The sequence below is a fragment of the Rhodococcus sp. F64268 genome, assembly GCF_023015605.1.
Classification (GTDB): domain Bacteria; phylum Actinomycetota; class Actinomycetes; order Mycobacteriales; family Mycobacteriaceae; genus Rhodococcus.
In genome coordinates this window covers 17915-39141 of sequence record NZ_JALKAI010000020.1, presented here as the reverse complement: position 1 = coordinate 39141, position 21227 = coordinate 17915, and the positions used below count along the sequence as shown (strand labels likewise).

1 protein-coding gene is annotated in these 21227 nt (G+C 66.1%); it reads left to right on the top strand.

Annotated features, from left to right (window positions below):
• Positions 1 to 226 precede the first annotated feature (226 nt).
• Positions 227 to 21121, top strand: coding sequence for a non-ribosomal peptide synthase/polyketide synthase (locus tag MWU77_RS24185; protein WP_247274999.1), 20895 nt, complete (start codon positions 227 to 229; stop codon positions 21119 to 21121).
• Positions 21122 to 21227: the final 106 nt, after the last annotated feature.

Here is a 21227-nt window from a genome sequence, read left to right as displayed (position 1 = left end):
TGTATGCGAAGGGCGCCTGAGATGACCGGCGAGTAACCTGTCTCGAACGGTTGTTGCCGGTCGGTAGGGTTTGTGGGCTGTGTCGTCGGGCCAGTGGGGCATCCCGCTGCCGGGCTCGCCGTAACGATCCTCACCTGATCTGCAGATATACGCGGGGTACGGTGATGTGCTCCGCAGGTCGGTGCGCAGGTCGGTCGTCGTCCGACGGTGAGAGGAAGGTTGGGGTTTGGACTCGCTGGGTATCGGCGGCTCGGAAACGAAGAGGACGAGTGCGGCAGCGGTGCCGCCCGGTGCGTTTCCCCTCTCGCCGGCACAGCTGGGTATGTGGTTCGCCCAGCACGTCGACCCGACGGTGCCAGCCAATATTGCCCAGTATGTCGAACTCGATGGGGATCTCGATCTCGACGTACTTCGCGATTCCAGTGCCCGTGCTGCCCTCGAAACCGGGTCCGGGTTCCTCCGCTTCATCGAGGTGGACGCGCATCCCTATCAGCTCGTCGATCCCGCATTGGACGCCCCGCTCGGATACGTGGATCTGCGTGGCGAAGAAGATCCTCGTCAGGCTGCGCTCACGTGGATGCGCGAGGACCGCAGTCGGCCTGTCGACGTACTCCGTGATCGGCTCATATCCGCAACGGTGCTCCGCATCGACGAGACCCGTTACTTCTGGTACAACCGCGTCCACCATCTCGCACTCGACGGGTTCGCTGCCGCGACCTTCATGACCCGGATCGCGGAGTTGTACACCGCGGCCGTGGAAGGGATCGAGGCCAGCCCGAACCGGGCGTCGGACCTGCGCAAGGTCTACGACGTCGAGATGGACTACCGCGACTCGAAACGGTTCGCCGACGATCGCGAGTACTGGGCGGGGCAGATCGAGGGTATCGACGAACCGTCGAGTCTGGCCGACCGCACGGCAGCGCCGGCCCCCGTCAGCCGCATCGACAGCGCCGCGCTGACCGACGACACCGAACGTCACGTCGACGTACTCGCCGAGCGTGAGGGGGCAAGTCTCGCGACGGCCGTCGTGGCCGCGTTCGCGGCGTACGTCGCGCAGATGACGGGTCGTACCGATGTCGTGCTGAGCCTGCCTGTCGCCGCGAGGACGACCGCGGTGTTGCGCCGGTCCGGCAGCATGGTCTCGAACGTTGTTCCGCTGCGGCTGGATGTCACCGACGACACCACCGTCCACGATCTGATCGCCGCCTCGGGTGCCGCAGTGTCCGGAGCCTTGAGGCACCAGCGATACCGGCACGAGGACATCGTCCGCGATCGTGACAATTCGGCCGGGGCGCAGTCGACGTTCTTCGGTCCGTGGGTCAACATCATGCTGTTCGAGAACGAAATTCGCCTCGGCGACATGGTCGGACACATCAACATCCTGTCGACCGGTCTCATCGAAGACCTCGGAGTCAACGTCTACAAGAGCGGCGGCAACCGCGTTCACATCGACTTCGAGTCCAATCCCAACCTCTACGCGCCCGAACAGGCACGTGCCAACCATGCGCGATTCGTCGAGTTCTTCGACCGATTCGTCGCGTCCGACGCCGATCGGCTCGTCTGGGACATCCCGCTCGCCGGAAACACCGAACTCGACCGTGTCGTGGTCGATTGGAACCGCACCGCTCACCCGACCCAGCAGCGCACACTGCTCGCCGAGTTCCGGGACCGAGTTGCCGCGACTCCCGATGCGACGGCGCTGGTCTACGAGGGCGAGTCACTGACCTACGGCGAGTTCGCGCAGCGGGCCAACTCGCTTGCGCGCGAGCTCATCGACCGTGGCGTCGGCCCGGAATCGCTCGTCGGTCTGTCCGTTCGCCGGTCCCTCGAGCTCCTGGTCGGCATGTACGCCATCCTCGAAGCGGGCGGCGCGTGGGTACCGCTCGACCCCGACCACCCCGCCGACCGCACCGAGTACATTCTCGACACCGCGAAACCGGTGGCAGTACTCACCACCTCGCGCGACCGCGCCGGGCTCCCCGACGCAGCGCCGATAGTCGAGATCGACACGTTCGACCATCGTTCGCGCGACGGTGGTCCGCTCACCGACTCGGAACGTCTCGGACCCGTGCGACCCGACACCACCGCGTACGTGATCTTCACGTCCGGATCCACGGGCCGCCCCAAGGGCGTCGCAGTCGGACAGGCTGCGATCGACAACCAGATCCAGTGGATGAACGACCAGTACGACGTGGTCTCCACCGACGTCTACCTGCAGAAGACCGCAACCACGTTCGACGTGTCATTGTGGGGCTTCTTCATGCCGTTGCGTGTGGGCGCGACTCTCGTGATCGCAACCCCCGAGGGGCACCGCGACCCCGTCTATGTCGCGAACAAGATCGCCGAGCACCGGGTGACGCTCACCGACTTCGTACCCTCGATGCTCACCGTGTTCGTGGCCAATGCCCCCGAAGGCAGTTGCGACACGCTGCGCCATGTCTTCGTCATCGGCGAGGCGTTGCCCTCGGAGACGGCTGCCGACTTCGCCCGGTTGTGCTCTGCAGACCTGCACAACCTCTACGGGCCGACGGAAGCCGCGGTCTCGATCACCTATCATCGCGCCGGACCGGGCGACGTGCACAGTGTGCCGATCGGTATTCCGCAGTGGAACAGCCGTGCCTACGTCCTCGACCGCCGTCTCCGTCCCGTCCCGGTGGGGCGCCCGGGAGAGCTTTATCTCACCGGCGTTCAGCTCGCCCGCGGGTACCTCGACCGGCCGGACCTGACCTCCGATCGGTTCCTTGCCGATCCCTTCGGGGCGCCGGGCGACCGGATGTACCGAACCGGCGACCTGGTGCGCTGGGTGTCGCCCGAGGGAGACCACGGTCTCCTCGACTACATCGGGCGCACCGACTTCCAGGTGAAGTTCCGCGGTCAGCGCATCGAACTCGGTGAGATCGAAGCGGTTCTGCTCTCCCACGACGCCGTCTCGCAAGCCGTCGTGCTCGTGGTGCAGACGCCCACCGGGGATCAACTCGTCGGGTATGTGGTGCCCATCCCGGCAGCGACGATCGAGGTCGCCGACCTCGCAGATCACGCAGAGCGCGCATTGCCGTCGTACATGGTTCCGGCGTCGCTGATGGTGCTCGAGGAACTGCCGCTCAACACCAGCGGCAAGCTCGATCGTAAAGCGTTGCCGCAGCCGGTCTTCAGTAGTAGCCGCACCTTCCGTGAACCCCGGACCCCTGCGGAACGGGCGGTGTCCGCTGCGTTCGGCGAGGTCCTCGGTGTCGAACGGGTGGGTCTCGACGACGACTTCTTCGAACTGGGCGGAAACTCTCTCGTTGCCACCCAGGTCGTCTCCCGAATCGGTGCCGCCCTCGATACCCGGATTCCGGTGCGCGCGCTGTTCGAAGCCTCCACCGTGGTGGGTCTCGCCACCCGGGTCGCGAAGCAGATCGGATCGGGTGCGCGGAGCGCGTTGGTGGCGCGCCCACGGCCCGAGGTCCTGCCTCTGTCGACCGCGCAGCAGCGCATCTGGTTCATCAACCGGTTCGACACCACGACCGCGGCATACAACCTGCCGTTCACTGTCCGCCTCACCGGTGATGTGGACCCGCGCGCGCTGTCCGACGGTTTCGCCGACGTAGTGCATCGACACGAGACGCTGCGGACCGTCTACCCCGAGGTCGACGGTGAACCCCGGCAGGTGATCCTGCCCGCCGATCAGATCACCTCGGTCCTCGAACCGTTGGAGGTCGACGAAGCCGGGCTCGAGGTTGCCGTCCTGGAGATGGCAGGCCGTGGTTTCGACGTCACGACCGATGTTCCTTTCCGGGTGGCCCTGTACCGGATCGCGCCCGACAGCAGTGTCCCGTCGGGGACCTACGTCCTCGCGATGGTGTTGCACCACATCGCGTCCGACGGATCGTCGTTCGGTCCGTTCGCTCGTGATGTCGTCACTGCCTACTCGGCGCGCGCGGAGGGGCACGCGCCGCAGTGGGCGCCACTGCCGATCCAGTACGCCGACTACGCGATATGGCAACGTGACGCACTCGGCGTCGAATCCGACTCGGAATCGGCTGCTGCAAAGCAGATCGCCTACTGGGTCGAGGAGCTCGACGGGCTCCCCGATCAACTCGACCTTCCGTCCGATCGTCCGCGGCCCGCGGTCGCAAGCTACGGCGGATCCAAGCACAGGTTCGACATCGACGCCGAAACCCACAGGCGCCTCGTTGATCTCGCACGTACTCACCACGCATCACTGTTCATGGTCGTGCACGCCGCCTACGCGGTGTTGCTTTCCCGGCTGAGCGGATCCGGTGATATCGCGATCGGAACCGCTGTCGCGGGTCGTGGCGAGAAGGAACTCGACGACCTGATCGGCATGTTCGTCAACACCCTCGTGTTGCGCAGCCGGATCGATCCCGGCTCCTCGTTCGAAGAGTTCCTCGGTGACGTCCGCGGCACGGACCTCACCGCGTTCTCGAACGCCGATGTTCCGTTCGAGCGGCTCGTCGAGGTACTCAACCCCACCCGATCCACCGCGCGGCACCCGCTCTTCCAAGCAGCGCTGTCGCTCGAACCGGCGCACGCGCGTGACGTGTCGTTTGCCGGCGTCCATGCTGTGGGCACCGAACTCGACATGCCCATCTCGAAATTCGACATCCAGCTCTGGGTCACCGAGCGGCTCGACGATGCGGGGCGACCGGCGGGGCTCGGAGCGGTCTTCGAGTTCGCCACCGACCTGTTCGACGAGGCCACCGTCGCCACGTTCGGTGAGCGATTCGTTCGCATTCTCGACGGTGTCGTCACCGACCCCACAACCCCCGTGGGTGACCTCGAGATCTTGTCTCCCGGTGAGGTCGACCGACTGGTCGCGACCCACGGCGCCGCCGTCACCGATCACGTCACCCTTGTCGACCTCCTGGTCGAAGGGGGCCGCCTGCATCCGGACCGCATCGCGGTGCGCGACGGCGGTACGGCGATCACCTACCGCGAGCTCGACGACATGTCGAGTCGGATCGCACGCTACCTGATCGCCAGAGGTGCCGGACCGGAAGAAATTGTGGCGCTGGCATTTCCACGCTCCTGGGAAATGCTTCTCGGTGTCTGGTCGGTGGCCAAGACCGGTGCAGCGTATCTACCCGTCGATCCCGAACATCCGGCCGAGCGTATCGCCCACATGCTCGACGACTCGGGAGCCCTGGCGGGTCTGACGACGGCCGAGCGAATGAGCATGCTCCCCGCTGTCGTCGACTGGATCGATCTCGGCAGCGATGCGTTCGTCGCAGAATGCGCTGCCCTCTCCAGTGCTCCCGTCGAGGACGCTGACCGGATCCGCACGCTCCGTCCGGACCACACCGCGTACGTCATCTACACCTCGGGTTCAACGGGTAGACCGAAGGGCGTCGCGGTCACCCACACCGGGCTGTCCGGACTCGTCCGTGAGTCCGTCGAACTCTACGAGGTCACCGCGGATTCGCGGATCCTCCATATCTGTTCGCCGAGCTTCGACCCGTCGGTGCTCGACTGGACGCTCACGGGAGCCACGGGCGCCGAACTCGTCGTCACTCCGCCCACGATCTACGGCGGCAGTGAGCTTCGCGCGCTCATCGAGGCCACGAAGGTCACCCACGCCGTCATCACCCCGGCGGTACTCGGATCGGTCGACCCGGCCGGTCTGGAGTCGCTCCGCACCCTCAATGTCGGTGGTGACGCTTCCACCGCGGATCTCGTCGCCCGCTGGGCGCCGGGTCGCCGTTTCTTCAATGCCTACGGACCGACCGAGACGACAATCGTGTCCACCCGCGCTGAGCTGACGGTCGACGGCCCGATCACCGTTGGCACTCCTGTCGCGGGAGTGGTCGCCTATGTACTCGATCGACGTCTGCGGCCGGTGCCTGCCGGCGTGTCGGGCGAGCTGTATCTGGCGGGGCACGCGCTTGCTCGCGGTTATCATCGTCGCGGGTCGCTCACGGCAGATCGTTTCGTCGCGAACCCGTTCGGCGATCTCGGCGATCGTATGTACCGCACCGGCGACGTCGTGCGCTGGAACGATGACGATCGGCTGGTCTTCACCGGCCGATCCGATTTCCAGGTCAAGGTCCGCGGCTACCGCATCGAACTCGGTGAGATCGATGCGGCATTGCTGACCCACGACCTGGTGGACTTCGCGGCCACCGTCGGCCACGAAATGCCCTCGGGTCAAACGGCTCTGGTGTCGTACGTGCATGCCGCTCCCGGTGTCGACGCCACCGGTGTCGACACTGTGGACCTCGCACGCCACGTGGGTCTCTCGCTGCCCTCCTACATGGTTCCGGCCCAGATCATCGTTCTGGACGAGGTTCCCCTCACTCCGATCGGGAAGCTCGACCGGCGGGCACTGCCGGAACCGGAACTCGTCATCACCTACCGCGAGTTCCGGGCGCCGACCACCCCGATCGAAGAGACCGTCGCAACGGTGTTCGCCGACGTCCTCGGCCTGCAGGTCGTCGGGCTCGACGACGACTTCTTCGAACTCGGCGGTAACTCCTTGCTCGCGACGCAGGTGGTCTCGCGACTCGGAGTCGCGCTCGACGCTCAGGTTCCGGTGCGGGCTCTGTTCGAGTCCACCACCGTCGCTGCACTGGCCGTGCGGGTCGAGCAAGAAGCCGGCCGCGGTGCGCGTATCGCGCTGGCGAAGATGCCTCGGCCCGAACGGGTTCCGCTCTCGCTCGCGCAGCAGCGCATGTGGTTCCTCAATCGCTTCGACACGCAATCGGCGACCTACAACCTGCCGATGGCGCTGCGGTTGCGCGGCGAACTCGACGTCGCTGCCCTGCAGGTGTCGATCATGGATGTCATCGACCGTCACGAGTCGCTGCGTACCGTCTTCCCGGACTCGCCCGAGGGGCCGAACCAGGTCGTTCGGGCCGCCGCTGAAGTTGTTCCCGACCTGACTCCGACCGTGATCGCGGCCGACGAACTGCCCGAGGCCGTTCGTCGCCTGGCCTCCACGGGCCTCGATGTGACCTCCGATGTCCCGATCCGGGCCGAGCTCTTCGAACTCGGCGACTTGGAGCATGTCCTCGTCGTTGTGGTGCACCACATCTCTGCCGACGGCTGGTCGATCGGTCCGATGGCGCGCGACATCATGGTTGCGTACACGGCGCGGACCGAGTGGGAAGAGCCCTCGTGGGCGCCGTTGCCCGTTCAGTACACCGACTACACGCTGTGGCAGCGGGAGATCCTCGGCTCCGAGAATGACGAGCAGTCGCTGATCTCGCGTCAGCTCGACTACTGGCGTCGTACCCTGGCAGGAATCCCCGACCAGCTCGACCTTCCTGCGGACCGGCCGCGGCCGAGTCAGCAGTCGTACGCCGGGGCGACGGTGGAGTTCCGGATCGATCCCGAATTGCACCGAGACCTGGTCGATCTCGCGCGCACGCGTAATGCGTCGCTGTTCATGGTGGTGCACGCTGCCCTGTCGGTGATGTTGTCGCGTCTGTCCGGACAGGACGACATTGCAATCGGTACCCCCGTGGCCGGCCGTGGTGAGCAGGCACTCGACGACCTGATCGGCATGTTCGTCAACACCCTCGTGCTGCGCACCGAGGTCGACCCGGCCGACGAGTTCATCCACCATCTCGCTCGGGCCCGCGACAGTGCGCTCGGTGCGTTCGGGCACGCGGATGTGCCCTTCGAGCGTCTCGTCGAGGTCCTGAATCCGGAGCGCTCGACTGCGCGGCACCCGTTGTTCCAGGTGATGCTCTCGTTCGAGAACCTTCGTGCGTCGCGTATCGACCTGCGGGGACTGACCCTCGACGTTGTCGACATCGACTCGGCCGTCGCGAAGTTCGATCTGCAACTCACCCTGACCGAGGCGTTCGACGGCGACGGTACGCCCAACGGACTCGGAGCCGCGTTCACGTACGCGACCGATCTGTTCGATGCCGCAACCGCTCAGGGCTTCGCCGATCGTTTCGTGCGGGTGCTCGAAGCGGTCGTCGCGGATCCGGCCGTGCGGGTCGGTGACATCGATCTGCTCGATGGTGATGAGCGGTCTCTGGTGCTGGAACGGTGGAACGACACCGCGCGCGAGGTCGAGTCGTCGTCTACGTTGGTGGATCTGTTCGAGGCGCAGGTGCGCCGGACTCCGGGTGCGGTGGCGCTCGAGTTCGAGGGTCGGTCGTTGACGTTCGCAGAGTTCGATTCTCGCGTGAATCGTGTTGCGCGTTATTTGATTTCGGTGGGTGTGGGGCCCGAGTCGACGGTGGGTCTGGCGATGCGCAGATCGTTGGATCTGCTCGTCGGGATGTATGCGATCGTCAAGGCCGGTGGCGCGTATGTGCCATTGGATCCGGATCAGCCTGCCGATCGCAACGGGTACATTCTCGACACCGCTGCTCCGATCGTCGTGTTGACGACCTCTCGCGACGCGTTCGGCGACGATCGTGTGCCTTCGGTCGAACTCGACGTACTCGATGCGTCGGAGTTCTCCGATGCGGCGGTGACGGACGCAGACCGTTCGGCGCCGTTGCGTTCGTCGAATGCGGCGTACGTGTTGTTCACGTCGGGGTCGACGGGCCGACCGAAGGGCGTCGCAATCTCGCACGCCTCGATCGTGAACCGCCTTCTGTGGATGCAGGACCAGTATGGGCTCGGCGTCGACGACGTCGTTCTGCAGAAGACGCCGTTCACATTCGACGTGTCGGTGTGGGAATTCTTCTGGCCGCTCCAGGTGGGCGCCCGCCTCGTGATCGCCGCCCCCGACGGTCATCGCGACCCGGATTACCTGGTGCGGACGATGATCGAGACTTCGGTGTCGGTGGCGCATTTCGTGCCGTCGATGCTCGCCGTGTTCGTGGCGGCCTCCGGAGTCGAGGAGGTCTCGGCACTGCGGGCCGTGTTCGCCTCCGGCGAGGCGCTCTCGGCGGCGGTTGCGGATCGCCTGCGCACGGCATTGCCCCAGGTGCGCCTGCATAATCTGTACGGACCCACCGAGGCTGCGGTCGATGTGACCTACCACGAGGTCACCCGGGCCGACTCGGTGTCCGTTCCGATCGGTGTCCCGGTGTGGAACACCGGCGTCTACGTACTCGACGGCCGGCTCCAACCGGTTCCAGTGGGTGTCGCGGGCGAGCTGTACCTGTCGGGCGTTCAGTTGGCGCGGGGATACGTGACGCGCCCGGATCTGACCGCCGAACGTTTCGTCGCCTCGCCGTATGTGGAGGGGGAGCGGCTGTACCGAACCGGTGACCTCGTCAAGTGGGGTCGGCGTTCTGGGGAACTCGAGTACATCGGTCGCACCGATTTCCAGGTGAAGCTGCGGGGACTGCGGATCGAGCTGGGTGAGATCGAAGCCGCCCTGGTGGAAACCGGGGACGTCACCCACGCTGTGGTCCTGGTGCGATCGGATCCGCGTTCGGGCGAGCAACTCGTCGCATATCTCGTCGGTCGGCCCGACGCTGCGCTCGATACTGCGGCGATCTCGCGGTCTCTGACGACTCGGTTGCCCGCGTACATGGTGCCTACCGCGTATGTCGTACTCGACCGGCTCCCGCTGAGCCCGGCGGGCAAGCTCGATCGTAAAGCCCTGCCGGAGCCCGTTTTCGAGGTCAAGGAGTTCCGGGCCCCGAGCACACCCGTCGAGCAGATCGTGGCCACGGTCATCGCTGAGGTGCTTGGGCTCGATCGAGTCGGACTCGACGACGACTTCTTCGCTCTCGGAGGTAACTCGTTGATTGCGACGCAGGTGGTCTCGCGGATCGGTGAAGCTGTCGGTCATCGCCTGCCGCTGCGCACGATCTTCGAGGCGTCGACCGTCGAGTCACTCGCCGTTGCTGCCGAGTCCGGCTCCGCCGAGGCGGACCGGATCCCGTTGATCGCACAGGATCGCCCGGCCCGGGTACCCCTGTCGCTGGCGCAGCAACGAATGTGGTTCCTCAACCGGTTCGACCCCGACTCCTCGGTGAACAACATCCCGGTTGCGGTGCGGTTGTCGGGCAAACTCGATGTGCCAGCGCTCGAGGAGGCACTGCGGGACGTCGTCGCGCGACACGAATCGCTGCGCACCATCTACCCGGATGTCGACGGTTACGGCTACCAGAAGATCCTCGCACCGGGCGACGTCGCCATCGCGCTGGAGAGCGTTCCCACGACCGAAGCCGACGTCCCCGACGCGCTGCGTGGGCTTGCCGGTATCGCGTTCGACGTGGCGCACGAAGTTCCTTTCGCTGTCTGCCTCCTCGAGCTCGGACCGGATGAGCATCTGCTGGTGGCGGTCCTGCACCACATCGCAGCGGACGGGTTCTCGATGGTTCCGCTCACGCGAGACATCATGATCGCCTACGCGGCACGCTCGACCGGGGACGATCCGGCTTGGGAACCGCTGGAGGTGCAGTACGCCGACTACACGCTGTGGCAACGCGAAATCCTCGGGTCCGAAGACGATCCGGACTCGCTGATCTCCCAGCAGATCCGGTATTGGATCGACGCGCTCGACGGAGTACCCGCGAGCCTCGAACTGCCCACCGACCGGCCTCGCCCGGCGGTGGCCACCAACGCGGGGGCGGTGCACCGATTCGAGATCGGTGCCGATCTGCGAGCCGCGATCGACAGGTTGGCACACGAGCAGCGCACCACAGAATTCATGGTGGTCCACGCCGTGCTCGCGGTCCTTCTTGCACGACTCGGAGCTTCCGACGACATCACGATCGGTACCCCGGTGGCCGGTCGCGGTGAACAGGCCCTCGACGGCCTGATCGGTATGTTCGTCAACACCCTCGTACTGCGCACACATGTCGACCCGGCGGAAACCTTCGGCGAACTCCTCGCGCACGTGCGTGAGTCGGATCTGGGCGCTTTCGCGCACGCCGAGATCCCGTTCGAGCGGCTCGTCGATGTGCTCGCGCCCGTCCGCAGCCAGGCCCACAATCCGTTGTTCCAGGTGATGCTCGCATTCCAGAATGTCGGCCAGGTGTCGCTCGAACTACCGGGCATGACCGTGTCCAACATTCCGCTCGACAGCGGCATGTCGAAGTTCGATCTCGTCGTGACCGTTCTCGACGTCCCACTCGACAGCTCGAACGGCGGATACTCGGTCGAATTCTCCTATGCCACAGATTTGTTCGATTCCCCGACCGTCGCTGGCATGGGCGAGCGTTTCCTCGCGTTGCTCGAGGCGGTCACGCGCACACCGGCATTGCCGGTAGGCGACCTTCCGCTGCTCACCGGCAACGAACTCGCGGCGGTCGAGTCCGCATCCCACGGACCCGAACACCGCATCGACTCCGCGGTCACGCTGCCCGTCCTGGTCGACCGGCAGGTGGCACGAACTCCGGATGCTCAGGCGCTGATCCCGGGCACCGACGCGCTCGGCGCACCGCGGACATATCGGGAGTTCGGGCGCGACGTCAACCGACTCGCTCGCTACCTCGTCGACTGCGGCGTCGGTCCCGATGTCCGTGTGGGGGTCGCGCTGAGCCGTTCGGTCGACCTGGTCATCGCCATACACGCGGTGATCGCCGCAGGCGGTGCGTATGTACCGGTCGATCCCGACCAGCCTTCCGAACGCATCGAATACATTCTCGAGTCCTCGGCACCGTCGCTGCTCCTCACCGCTGGGGCTGCGGCATCTGCAGGCGCCGAGACGTCGGCTGCCACGTGCGACGTCGATGCACTCGACCTCTCCGGATTCGACGACACGCCGCTGACCGACGCCGACCGCATCGCACCGCTGCGTGCCGAGAACCTCGCGTACGTGCTGTACACGTCAGGATCCACCGGCAGGCCCAAGGGGGTCGGCGTGACCCACGCTGCGGTGGTCAACCAGATGCTGTGGATGCAGGACCGGTTTGCGTTCACGGAGTCCGACGCAGTCCTGCTCAAGACTCCCGTGACCTTCGACGCGTCGGTCTGGGAAGTATTCCTTCCGCTGCACACCGGTGCCTCCATCGTCGTGGGATCCCCGGATCTCCACCGTGATCCTGCTCGACTGGCGGCGGAGATCGCCAATACCGCCACCACCGTGGTGCAGTTCGTGCCCACTGTCTTCGACGCGGTCCTCGAACACCTCGAGCAGACAGCGGCGGCCTCGCTGAACCATGTGTTCTGCGGCGGCGAGGCGCTTTCGGCCAACAGCACCGCGAGGTTCGCGGAACTCGGTGATGCGCCCGTGCACAACGTCTACGGGCCGACCGAAGCGACAGTGCAAACCGTATTCCGGACCGCAGGGGCGAGTGAGGATCGGGTCGTGCCGATCGGTCGCCCAGTGTGGAACACCGATGTGCTCGTGCTCGACTCGCGACTGCGCCCGGTTCCGGTCGGCGTGGCAGGAGAGCTCTATCTCACCGGTGCTCAGCTCGCCCGCGGCTACCATGGCCGAGCGGATCTGACCGCGGAGCGATTCGTGGCAGATCCACGTTCGACGGTCGGTGCGCGCATGTACCGGACCGGCGACCTCGTCAAATGGGTCCCGGCTACGTCCGGGGAGCCCGGCTCTCCGTCGATCGACACGCTGGAACTCGAATATCTCGGCCGTACCGATCGACAGGTCAAGCTGCGCGGCCTCCGGATCGAGCTCGGCGAGGTCGAGTCGGCCCTCGTCGGAGTGAGCGGGGTGCGGCAGGCCGTAACGATCGTCCGCGATGACCCGGGCGCCGGTCCGCAGCTCGTGGCGTACGTGATGCCTACGTCCGGGACCACCGTCGACCCACTCGACATGAAGACCGAACTCGCGCAGGTGCTGCCGTCCTACATGGTCCCGTCGGCGATTGTGGTCCTCGACGCGTTCCCGCTCAACGCCAGCGGCAAGATCGATCGAAATGCGCTGCCCGCCCCGACTTTCGAGGTCCGCGAGTTCATGCCACCGCGCACTCCTGTGGAGGAGATCGTCGCGGGAATTTTCGCGCAGGTACTCGGGATTCCCCGAGTGGGCCGTGACGACGATTTCTTCGCGCTCGGCGGTAACTCGCTCGTGGCGACGCAGGTGGTCGCTCGCCTCGGTGAAGCGCTGGGCACACGGATACCCGTGCGCGCGCTTTTCGACGCACCGACCGTCGAAGCGCTCGCGCTGCGCGTCGAGCATGGCGACGAAACCGCGACCCGGCCCGAGCTTGTCCGCCGTTCCCGCCCGGAGCTGATTCCGCTGTCTCCTGCTCAGCAGCGCATGTGGTTCCTCAACCGGTTCGACACCGCTTCTGCGGTGAACAACATTCCGGTCGGTGTCCGACTGACCGGCACCCTCGACGTAGAAGCGTTGTCCGCCGCGCTCGGCGACGTCGTCGAGCGTCACGAATCGCTCCGCACGATCTATCCGGACGTCGACGGTGTCGGGCATCAGTCCGTGCTCGCCGCGCATGCTGTGGAGTTGACAACCGAGAGCGTCGACGACGCGTCGCTGCTCGTGCGAGCCGAGCAACTCACCGCAACGGGATTCGACGTCACGGTCGAGGTCCCGATGCGAGTGGTGTTGTTCGAACTCGGCCCACGCGACCACGTGCTGTTCCTCGTGGTGCACCACATCGCATCCGACGGATTCTCGCTGCGTCCGCTCGCACGCGACATCATGGTGGCCTACGCATCGCGGACGTACGGCGAGCCGCCTGCCTGGTCGCCGCTCACAGTGCAGTACCCCGACTACTCCCTGTGGCAACGCGACGTGCTCGGCTCCGAGGACGACCCCGAATCGGTCCTCTCGAAGCAGATCGAGTACTGGACCTCGCAGCTCGCCGGAATTCCGGATCAGCTGGATCTTCCCTCGGACCGGTTGCGGCCCGAGACTGCCACCGGTGAGGGCCGGACCAGCAGTTTCCGGATCGACCCCACGCTGCATGCACGCCTCCACACGCTCGCGCGCGAGCACAACACCTCGTTGTTCATGGTGATCCACGCGGCCCTGAGCGTGCTGTTGTCGAGGCTGTCGGACACCGACGACATCGCGATCGGCACACCGATCGCCGGTCGCGGCGAGGCAGCGCTCGACGACCTGGTCGGCATGTTCGTCAACACCCTGGTGCTGCGCACCACCTTCGAGAACGACGTGCCGTTCGAGCAACTGCTCGCCCAGGTCCGCGAGACCGACCTCGACGCTTTCGCGCACGCCGACGTTCCGTTCGAACGGCTCGTGGAGATCATCGACCCCGAACGGTCGCAGGCGAGGCATCCGCTGTTCCAGGTGGCCCTGACGTTCCAGAACACGGGCGCAGTGGATTTCGAACTCGATGGGATCACCGCGAGCGCGTTCGAATACGAAGCCCCCATAGCGAAGTTCGACTTGCAGTTCACCTTCGCCGACTCGGTCGGTGCAGGATCGATAGTTGCCGACAACGGCGCAGGTGGAATGGATTTCGCGATCACCTACGCCACCGATCTGTTCGACGACCTGCGCGTCGCTGCGTTCGCGGAGCAGTTGCTGCGGATTCTGCGGGCGGTGGTGGAGGATTCGGCGGTTGTAGTCGGTGACATCGGGATTCTTGATGATTTCGAGCGTGAACTCGTCGTGTCGCGGTGGAATTCGCTGGGTGATGATGTGGCGCCGGCGGATGTGACGCTGGTGGACATGTTCGAGGCGCAGGTTGCTGCACGTGGTGATGCGGTGGCGGTGCGGTTCGGTGACGAGTCGGTGTCCTATCGCGAACTCGGTTCGCGGGTGCGTCGTCTGGCGCGGCATCTGATCGATGTCGGGGTGGGGCCGGAGTCGTTGGTGGCGGTGACGCTGCCGCGGTCGGTCGATCTGGTGGTGGCGCTGCTTGCGGTGCTCGAAGCCGGTGGTGGTTATCTGCCGGTCGACCCGAACTCGCCTGCCGAGCGCATCGAGTTCCTGGTGTCGGATGCGCAGCCTGTCGCGGTCGTGACGCATTCCGGTGAGGATGTCTCGTTCCCGAGCGGTGTTCTGATCATCGAACTCGACCGGGTCGATCTGTCCGGTGTGGACGATGCGCCGATCCTCGACGCGGAGCGTCGAGCGACGTTGGGTTCGACGAACCTCGCCTATGTGATCTACACGTCGGGTTCGACGGGCCGGCCGAAGGGTGTGTTGATTCCGCATCGCAACGCGGTGCGGTTGATGGTCAACACCGAGTCGGTGTACGGGTTCGGTTCGTCGGATGTGTGGACGATGTTCCACAGCTATGCGTTCGACTTCTCCGTGTGGGAACTCTGGGGTCCGTTGTTGTACGGCGGGACCTTGGTGGTGGTCGACTACTTCACGTCGAGGTCGCCGGAAGCGTTCCGGGAGTTGCTGGTTCGTGAGCGGGTGACGGTGTTGAACCAGACGCCGTCGGCGTTCTATCAGCTTGCCGAGGCCGATCGTGTGGCGTCCGATGGTGCGGATTTCGCGCTGCGGTATGTGATTTTCGGTGGTGAGGCACTCGAGCCGCGGCGGTTGGCGGGGTGGTTCGAGCGGTACGGCGACACGTCGCCGCGTTTGGTCAATATGTACGGGATCACCGAGACGACGGTGCATGTGTCGTATCGGGAGATCGGTGCTGAGCTCGCCGAGGTGGGGTCTGCCAGTGTGGTCGGCGTGCCGATCGCGGGCTTGCGTGTGTATGTGCTGGACAGGCGGCTTCAGCCGGTGCCGGTGGGTGTCGCGGGTGAGATGTACGTCGGCGGTGGTCAGCTCGCGCGTGGTTATCTGCGCCGGTCCGAGTTGTCGTCGACGCGGTTCGTGGCCGATCCGTTCTCGTCGGACGGTGCGTTGTTGTATCGCACCGGTGATGTGGCGCGTTGGGTTGTCTCGGGCGATCTCGAGTATCTGGGGCGTGCTGATGACCAGGTGAAGATCCGTGGTTTCCGTATCGAGCTCGGTGAGGTCGAGGCGGCGGTGTTGGCGCAGGTTCAGGTGGCGCAGGCTGCGGTGATCGTGCGTGAGGATGCGCCCGGTGCTGCGCGGATCGTTGCGTATGTGGTTCCTGCCGAAGGTGTTTCGGTCGAGCTGGATGTGTTGCGTGACGGTGTGGGTGCGGTGGTGCCCGAGTACATGGTGCCGTCTGCGTTCGTGGTGATCGATTCGATTCCGTTGACGGTCAATGGCAAGTTGGATCGTCGTGCGTTGCCGGAGCCGGTGTTCGAGACGCGTGAGTTCCGTGCGCCGTCCACGCCGATCGAGGAGATCGTGGCGGGTGTGTTCGCTGATGTGCTCGGTGTGGAGCGGGTGGGCGCGGATGATGATTTCTTTGCTCTCGGTGGTAATTCGCTGATTGCGACGCAGGTGGTGTCGCGGCTCGGTGCGGCGTTGGATGCGCAGGTTCCGGTGCGTGCGTTGTTCGAGGCGTCGACGGTGTCGGCGTTGGCTGCGCGGGTGGAGCAGGAGTCGGGTCGTGGTGGGCGGGTTCCGCTCGTGGCGGGGCCGCGTCCGGTGCGGGTACCGTTGTCGTTGGCGCAGCAGCGGATGTGGTTCTTGAACCGGTTCGATCCGGAGTCGACGGCGTACAACATTCCGTTTGCTTTGCGGTTGACCGGTGAGCTGGACGTTGCAGCACTGCAGTCCGCGGTCGCCGACCTGGTGGCGCGGCACGAGTCGCTGCGCACCGAGTATCCCGAGACCGGCGACGGTCCCGCGCAGAAGATTCTCCCGGCCTCGCAGGTGCCCGTCGATCTCACCCCGATGGACGTCACCGCGGGCGACCTCGAGACGCGCTTGCGGGAGATCGCCGCGACGACCTTCGACGTGACCACCGAAGTGCCGGTGCTCATGCGGCTGCTGCGCATCGCCGACGATCAGTACGTGCTGGCGGTCGTGGTGCACCACATCAGTGCCGACGGCTCGTCGATGGTCCCGCTCGTGCGCGACCTCGTCACTGCGTACGCGGCGCATACCGCAGGCACCGATCCGGTGTGGGCCCCGCTGCAGGTGCAATACGCCGACTACGCGCTGTGGCAGCGACAGGTCCTCGGCTCGGAGGATGACCCGGAATCGATTGCGGCACAGCAGCTCGACTATTGGCGCGACGCCCTCGTCGATCTGCCCGACCAGCTGGATCTGCCGCTCGACCGCCCTCGGCCTGCGCAGCAGACCTTCCGAGGTGACCGCATCGAGTTCGTCGTCGGCGCCGAGGCGCACGCAGCGCTCCGAGACCTCGCCCGCAGCCAGAACGCGACCGTGTTCATGGCGGTGCACGCGGTGTTCGCAGCGCTGCTCGCACGACTGTCCGGAACCTCGGACATCGCGGTGGGCACCCCTATCGCGGGTCGCAACGAGCAGGCCGTCGAGGACATCATCGGCATGTTCGTCAACACCCTCGTGCTCCGGCTCGAGGTCGACGCGGGAGCATCGTTCGCCGATCTGCTCGCAGCGGCACGCGAGACGGACCTGCAGGCGTTCGCACACGCCGACGTGCCGTTCGAGCGGCTCGTCGAGGTGCTCAACCCGGCGCGGTCGACGGCCCGGCACCCGTTGTTCCAGGTGGGATTCTCATTCCAGAACCAAGCCGGGACGGAGTTGCAGCTGCCCGGACTCTCGGTGGCTCCGCTCGATCTCGAGGGCGGAACGGCCCAGTTCGACCTGCATCTGATCGTCGCCGACCGCTATGACGACGACGGTGCGGCCGCGGGTATCGACGCGATTCTCACCTACGCCACCGATCTGTTCGACGATGTCACCGCCCGCGGTGTGGCAGCCAGGTTCGAACAGCTCCTCGGTGCCGTCCTGCAGGCACCCGACGCCCCGCTCGGTGATCATGCGGTGCTGCTCCCCGGCGAGCGCGACGACGTGCTCACCACATGGAACGACACCGATCACGACCTCGACGGTTCGCGCACGCTTGTCGAGATGTTCGACGAGCAGGTCCGGCGTGACGGCGGCGCAGTGGCACTCGTGTACGAGAGCGCACAGTGGACGTACACCGAATTCGACACGGCCGTCAATCGTCTCGCTCGGTACCTGATCGGTCTCGGAGTCGGGCCGGAAGACCGCGTGGCGCTCGCCGTCCGCCGCTCACCCGAACTGCTCATCGGCATGTACGCGATCGCCAAGACCGGCGCCGCCTACGTGCCCGTCGACCCGGACCAGCCGTCCGAACGCAACTCGTACATCCTCGGTACCGCGGCTCCCGCAGCGGTCGTCACCACGGCGGCAGACCGGGTCGAGCATCCCGGTGTGCCCGAGGTGGTGCTCGACGACCTCGATCTGTCGGACTATTCCGACGCGCCGATCACCGACCGCGACCGCACGTCGCCGCTGCGGGCACACAACACCGCCTATGTGATCTTCACGTCCGGCTCGACCGGACGGCCGAAGGGTGTCGCGGTGCCGCACGCTGCGATCGTCAACCAGCTCGAGTGGAAACGTTCGGCGTTCGATCTCGGGCCGGACGACGCGGTGCTGCTCAAGACCATCGCGACGTTCGACCTGTCGGTGTGGGAGTTCTGGTCGGCCCTCACCTCGGGGGCGCGTCTCGTGGTCGCGACGGCGGACGGTCACCGCGACCCCGACTATCTGTTGACTCTGCTGCGCGAGCAGCGTGTGACGACCCTGCACACGGTGCCGTCGATGCTGTCGATGCTCATGACCGTCGCACACGACGAAGTATCGCCGTCGTTGCGACGGGTGCTCGCCATCGGTGAGGCGCTTCCGGCACCCGTCGCCCAGCAGTTCCGCGCATCGAACGAGGCGGCCCTGTTCAACCTGTACGGGCCGACCGAGGCAGCGGTCTCCGTCACCGTCCACGAAGTGTGCGACGACGACACCGTAACGGTGCCCATCGGTGTGCCCGAGTGGAACACCGCCGTGTACGTTCTCGACGACCGGCTACGGCCGGTCCCGCCGGGCGTCGCCGGTGAGCTGTACCTCGCGGGCATCCAGCTCGCACGCGGCTATCACGACCGCGCCGACCTCACCGCGGACCGGTTCGTCGCCGATCCGTTCGGCCGTGCCCGCATGTACCGCACCGGCGATATCGTGCGCTGGAACCGCGAAGGCCACCTCGAATACCTCGAGCGTGCAGACTTCCAGGTCAAGGTCCGGGGCTACCGCATCGAACTGGGCGAGATCGAAGCAGTTCTCCGCGACCTCGATACAGTGCGCGACGTCGCGGTGCTCGTGCGCAGCGGCGCCCACGTCGGCGATCGTCTCGTCGCGTACGTCGTGCCGTCGAACGAGGATGTCGACGTCGACGACCTCAGGGTGCGGCTCGGGGCGCGCCTGCCGTCGTACATGGTGCCGTCCGCGTTCGTCGTGCTCGATGCCCTGCCGCTCAACACCAACGGCAAGCTCGACCGTGCGGCACTGCCCGAACCTGAACTCGAAGCGGGTACCTTCCGGGCGCCGACTACACCGGTCGAGGAAGTCGTCGCAGCGACCGTGGCGGAACTGCTCGGTATCGAACGAGTGGGACTGGACGACGACTTCTTCGAACTGGGTGGCAACTCGCTGCTGGCGACGCAGCTATGCGCTCGGCTCGGCGCGGCCCTCGACACTCGTGTCGCGGTGCGCACCGTGTTCGAGGCCTCGACGATCGTGGCACTCGCGGCGCACATCCAGCCGTCCGTCGGACGCGGTGCACGGGCCGCGCTCGTTGCGGGGCCCAGGCCCGATCGGATCCCGCTGTCGCTGGCACAGCAACGCATGTGGACCCTCAACAGGGTCGACCCCGAGTCGGGTGTCTACAACATCCCGGTCGCGGTGCGGCTCACCGGCGCCCTCGACACGGACGTGCTCCGCGCCGCGGTCGCAGACGTCGTCGCCCGGCACGAGGTGTTGCGCACGGTGTACCCCGACACCGAGGACGGTCCGGTCCAGGTCGTGCTCCCCGTCGCGGAGGCGATGCCCGACCTCGAACCGATCGCGGTGTCGGCCGGTGATCTCGTCGGACGACTCACCGAGGTGCTCGGCACCGGTTTCGACGTCACCGCACAGACCCCGCCCGTGCGGGTCGCGCTGTTCAGGGTCGCCGATGACGGCGAGCATGTGCTCGCTGTCGTCGCCCACCACATCAGTGCGGACGGCTATTCGATGCGCCCGCTGATCCGCGACGTCATGGTCGCGTACCTCGCGCGTGTGGAAGGAACGACGCCGGACTGGGCTCCGCTGGACGTCCAGTACGCCGATTACACGCTGTGGCAGTCGTCGGTACTCGGCGACGAAACGGATCCGGACAGTGAACTCGCGCGCCAGCTCGCGTACTGGACCGGCGAACTCTCCGGTGCGCCCGAGGTGCTCGCCCTGCCCACCGACCGGCCGCGGCCTGCGCGTCAGTCGACCGACGGCGAGTCGATCACGTTCGCCGTGGGGGAGGCGCTCGCGCAACGTGTCGAGAAGACGGCGCGTGATCAGGGCGCCACCGTGTTCATGGTGATGCATGCGGCCTTCGCGGTGTTGATGTCGCGACTGTCCGGATCCGAGGACATCATGGTCGGTACCCCGACCGCGGGCCGCGGGGAAGAGGCACTCGACGACCTCGTGGGCATGTTCGTCAACACCCTCGTGTTGCGCACCCGAGTCGCGGGCGGCTCGACGTTCGCCGACCTGCTCGGGCAGGCGAAGGAAAAGGACTTGGCGGCATTCGGCAACGCCGATGTCCCATTCGAGCGGCTCGTGGACACCTTGGGGGTGCGTCGCACCAGCGCACACACTCCGCTGTTCCAGGTGATGCTCACCTTCCAGAACATCGACACCGGTGTCCTCGAGCTTCCGGGGCTCGCCGTGCAGCCGCTCGAGACCGGTGCAGATCAGGCGAAGTTCGATCTGCAGTGCACCGTCGTCGAACGGTTCACCGACGGCGGCCTCCTGGGCGACATGGACGTGACGTTCACCTACGCGACTGCGCTGTTCGACCGCAGCACGATCGAGGTGTTCATCGAACGGTTCCGCCGCGTTCTCGACGTCGTGACCGACGACCCGCAGGTCGTGCTGCGCTCCATCGATCTACGCAGCGACGACGAACGCGCACGCGCCGTCCGCCCGCGGAAGGCCCGGACGGTCGCCGACCTGCCGGATCTGGTGGCCAGTGCGGCTGCGGCCGCACCGGATGCCGTCGCGTTCGGCCACGGCGACCGCGACGTCACGTTCGGAGAGTTCGCGCAGCGGCTCGAGACGATGGCGTCGACGACGGGCGGTGCACTCACCGCCGAAGCACTGGTCTCGGTAGTACTCAACGGGCTCGTCCCGGGGATGCTGCCGCAACTCGGCGCGGACGGTTTCGGTCGGTTGATCCGCGACGTGATTGCTTCTGCGGAGGCGGTCACGGGCACGGATTAGCCGCCTGTCGGTCGGTTCGGGATAATGGAGGATCGACTGTCGTTCGGACGTCCGGGGGCGTACCGTCCCCGGACGGCGTCGAACAGCGGAGCGCGCGGTGATACGC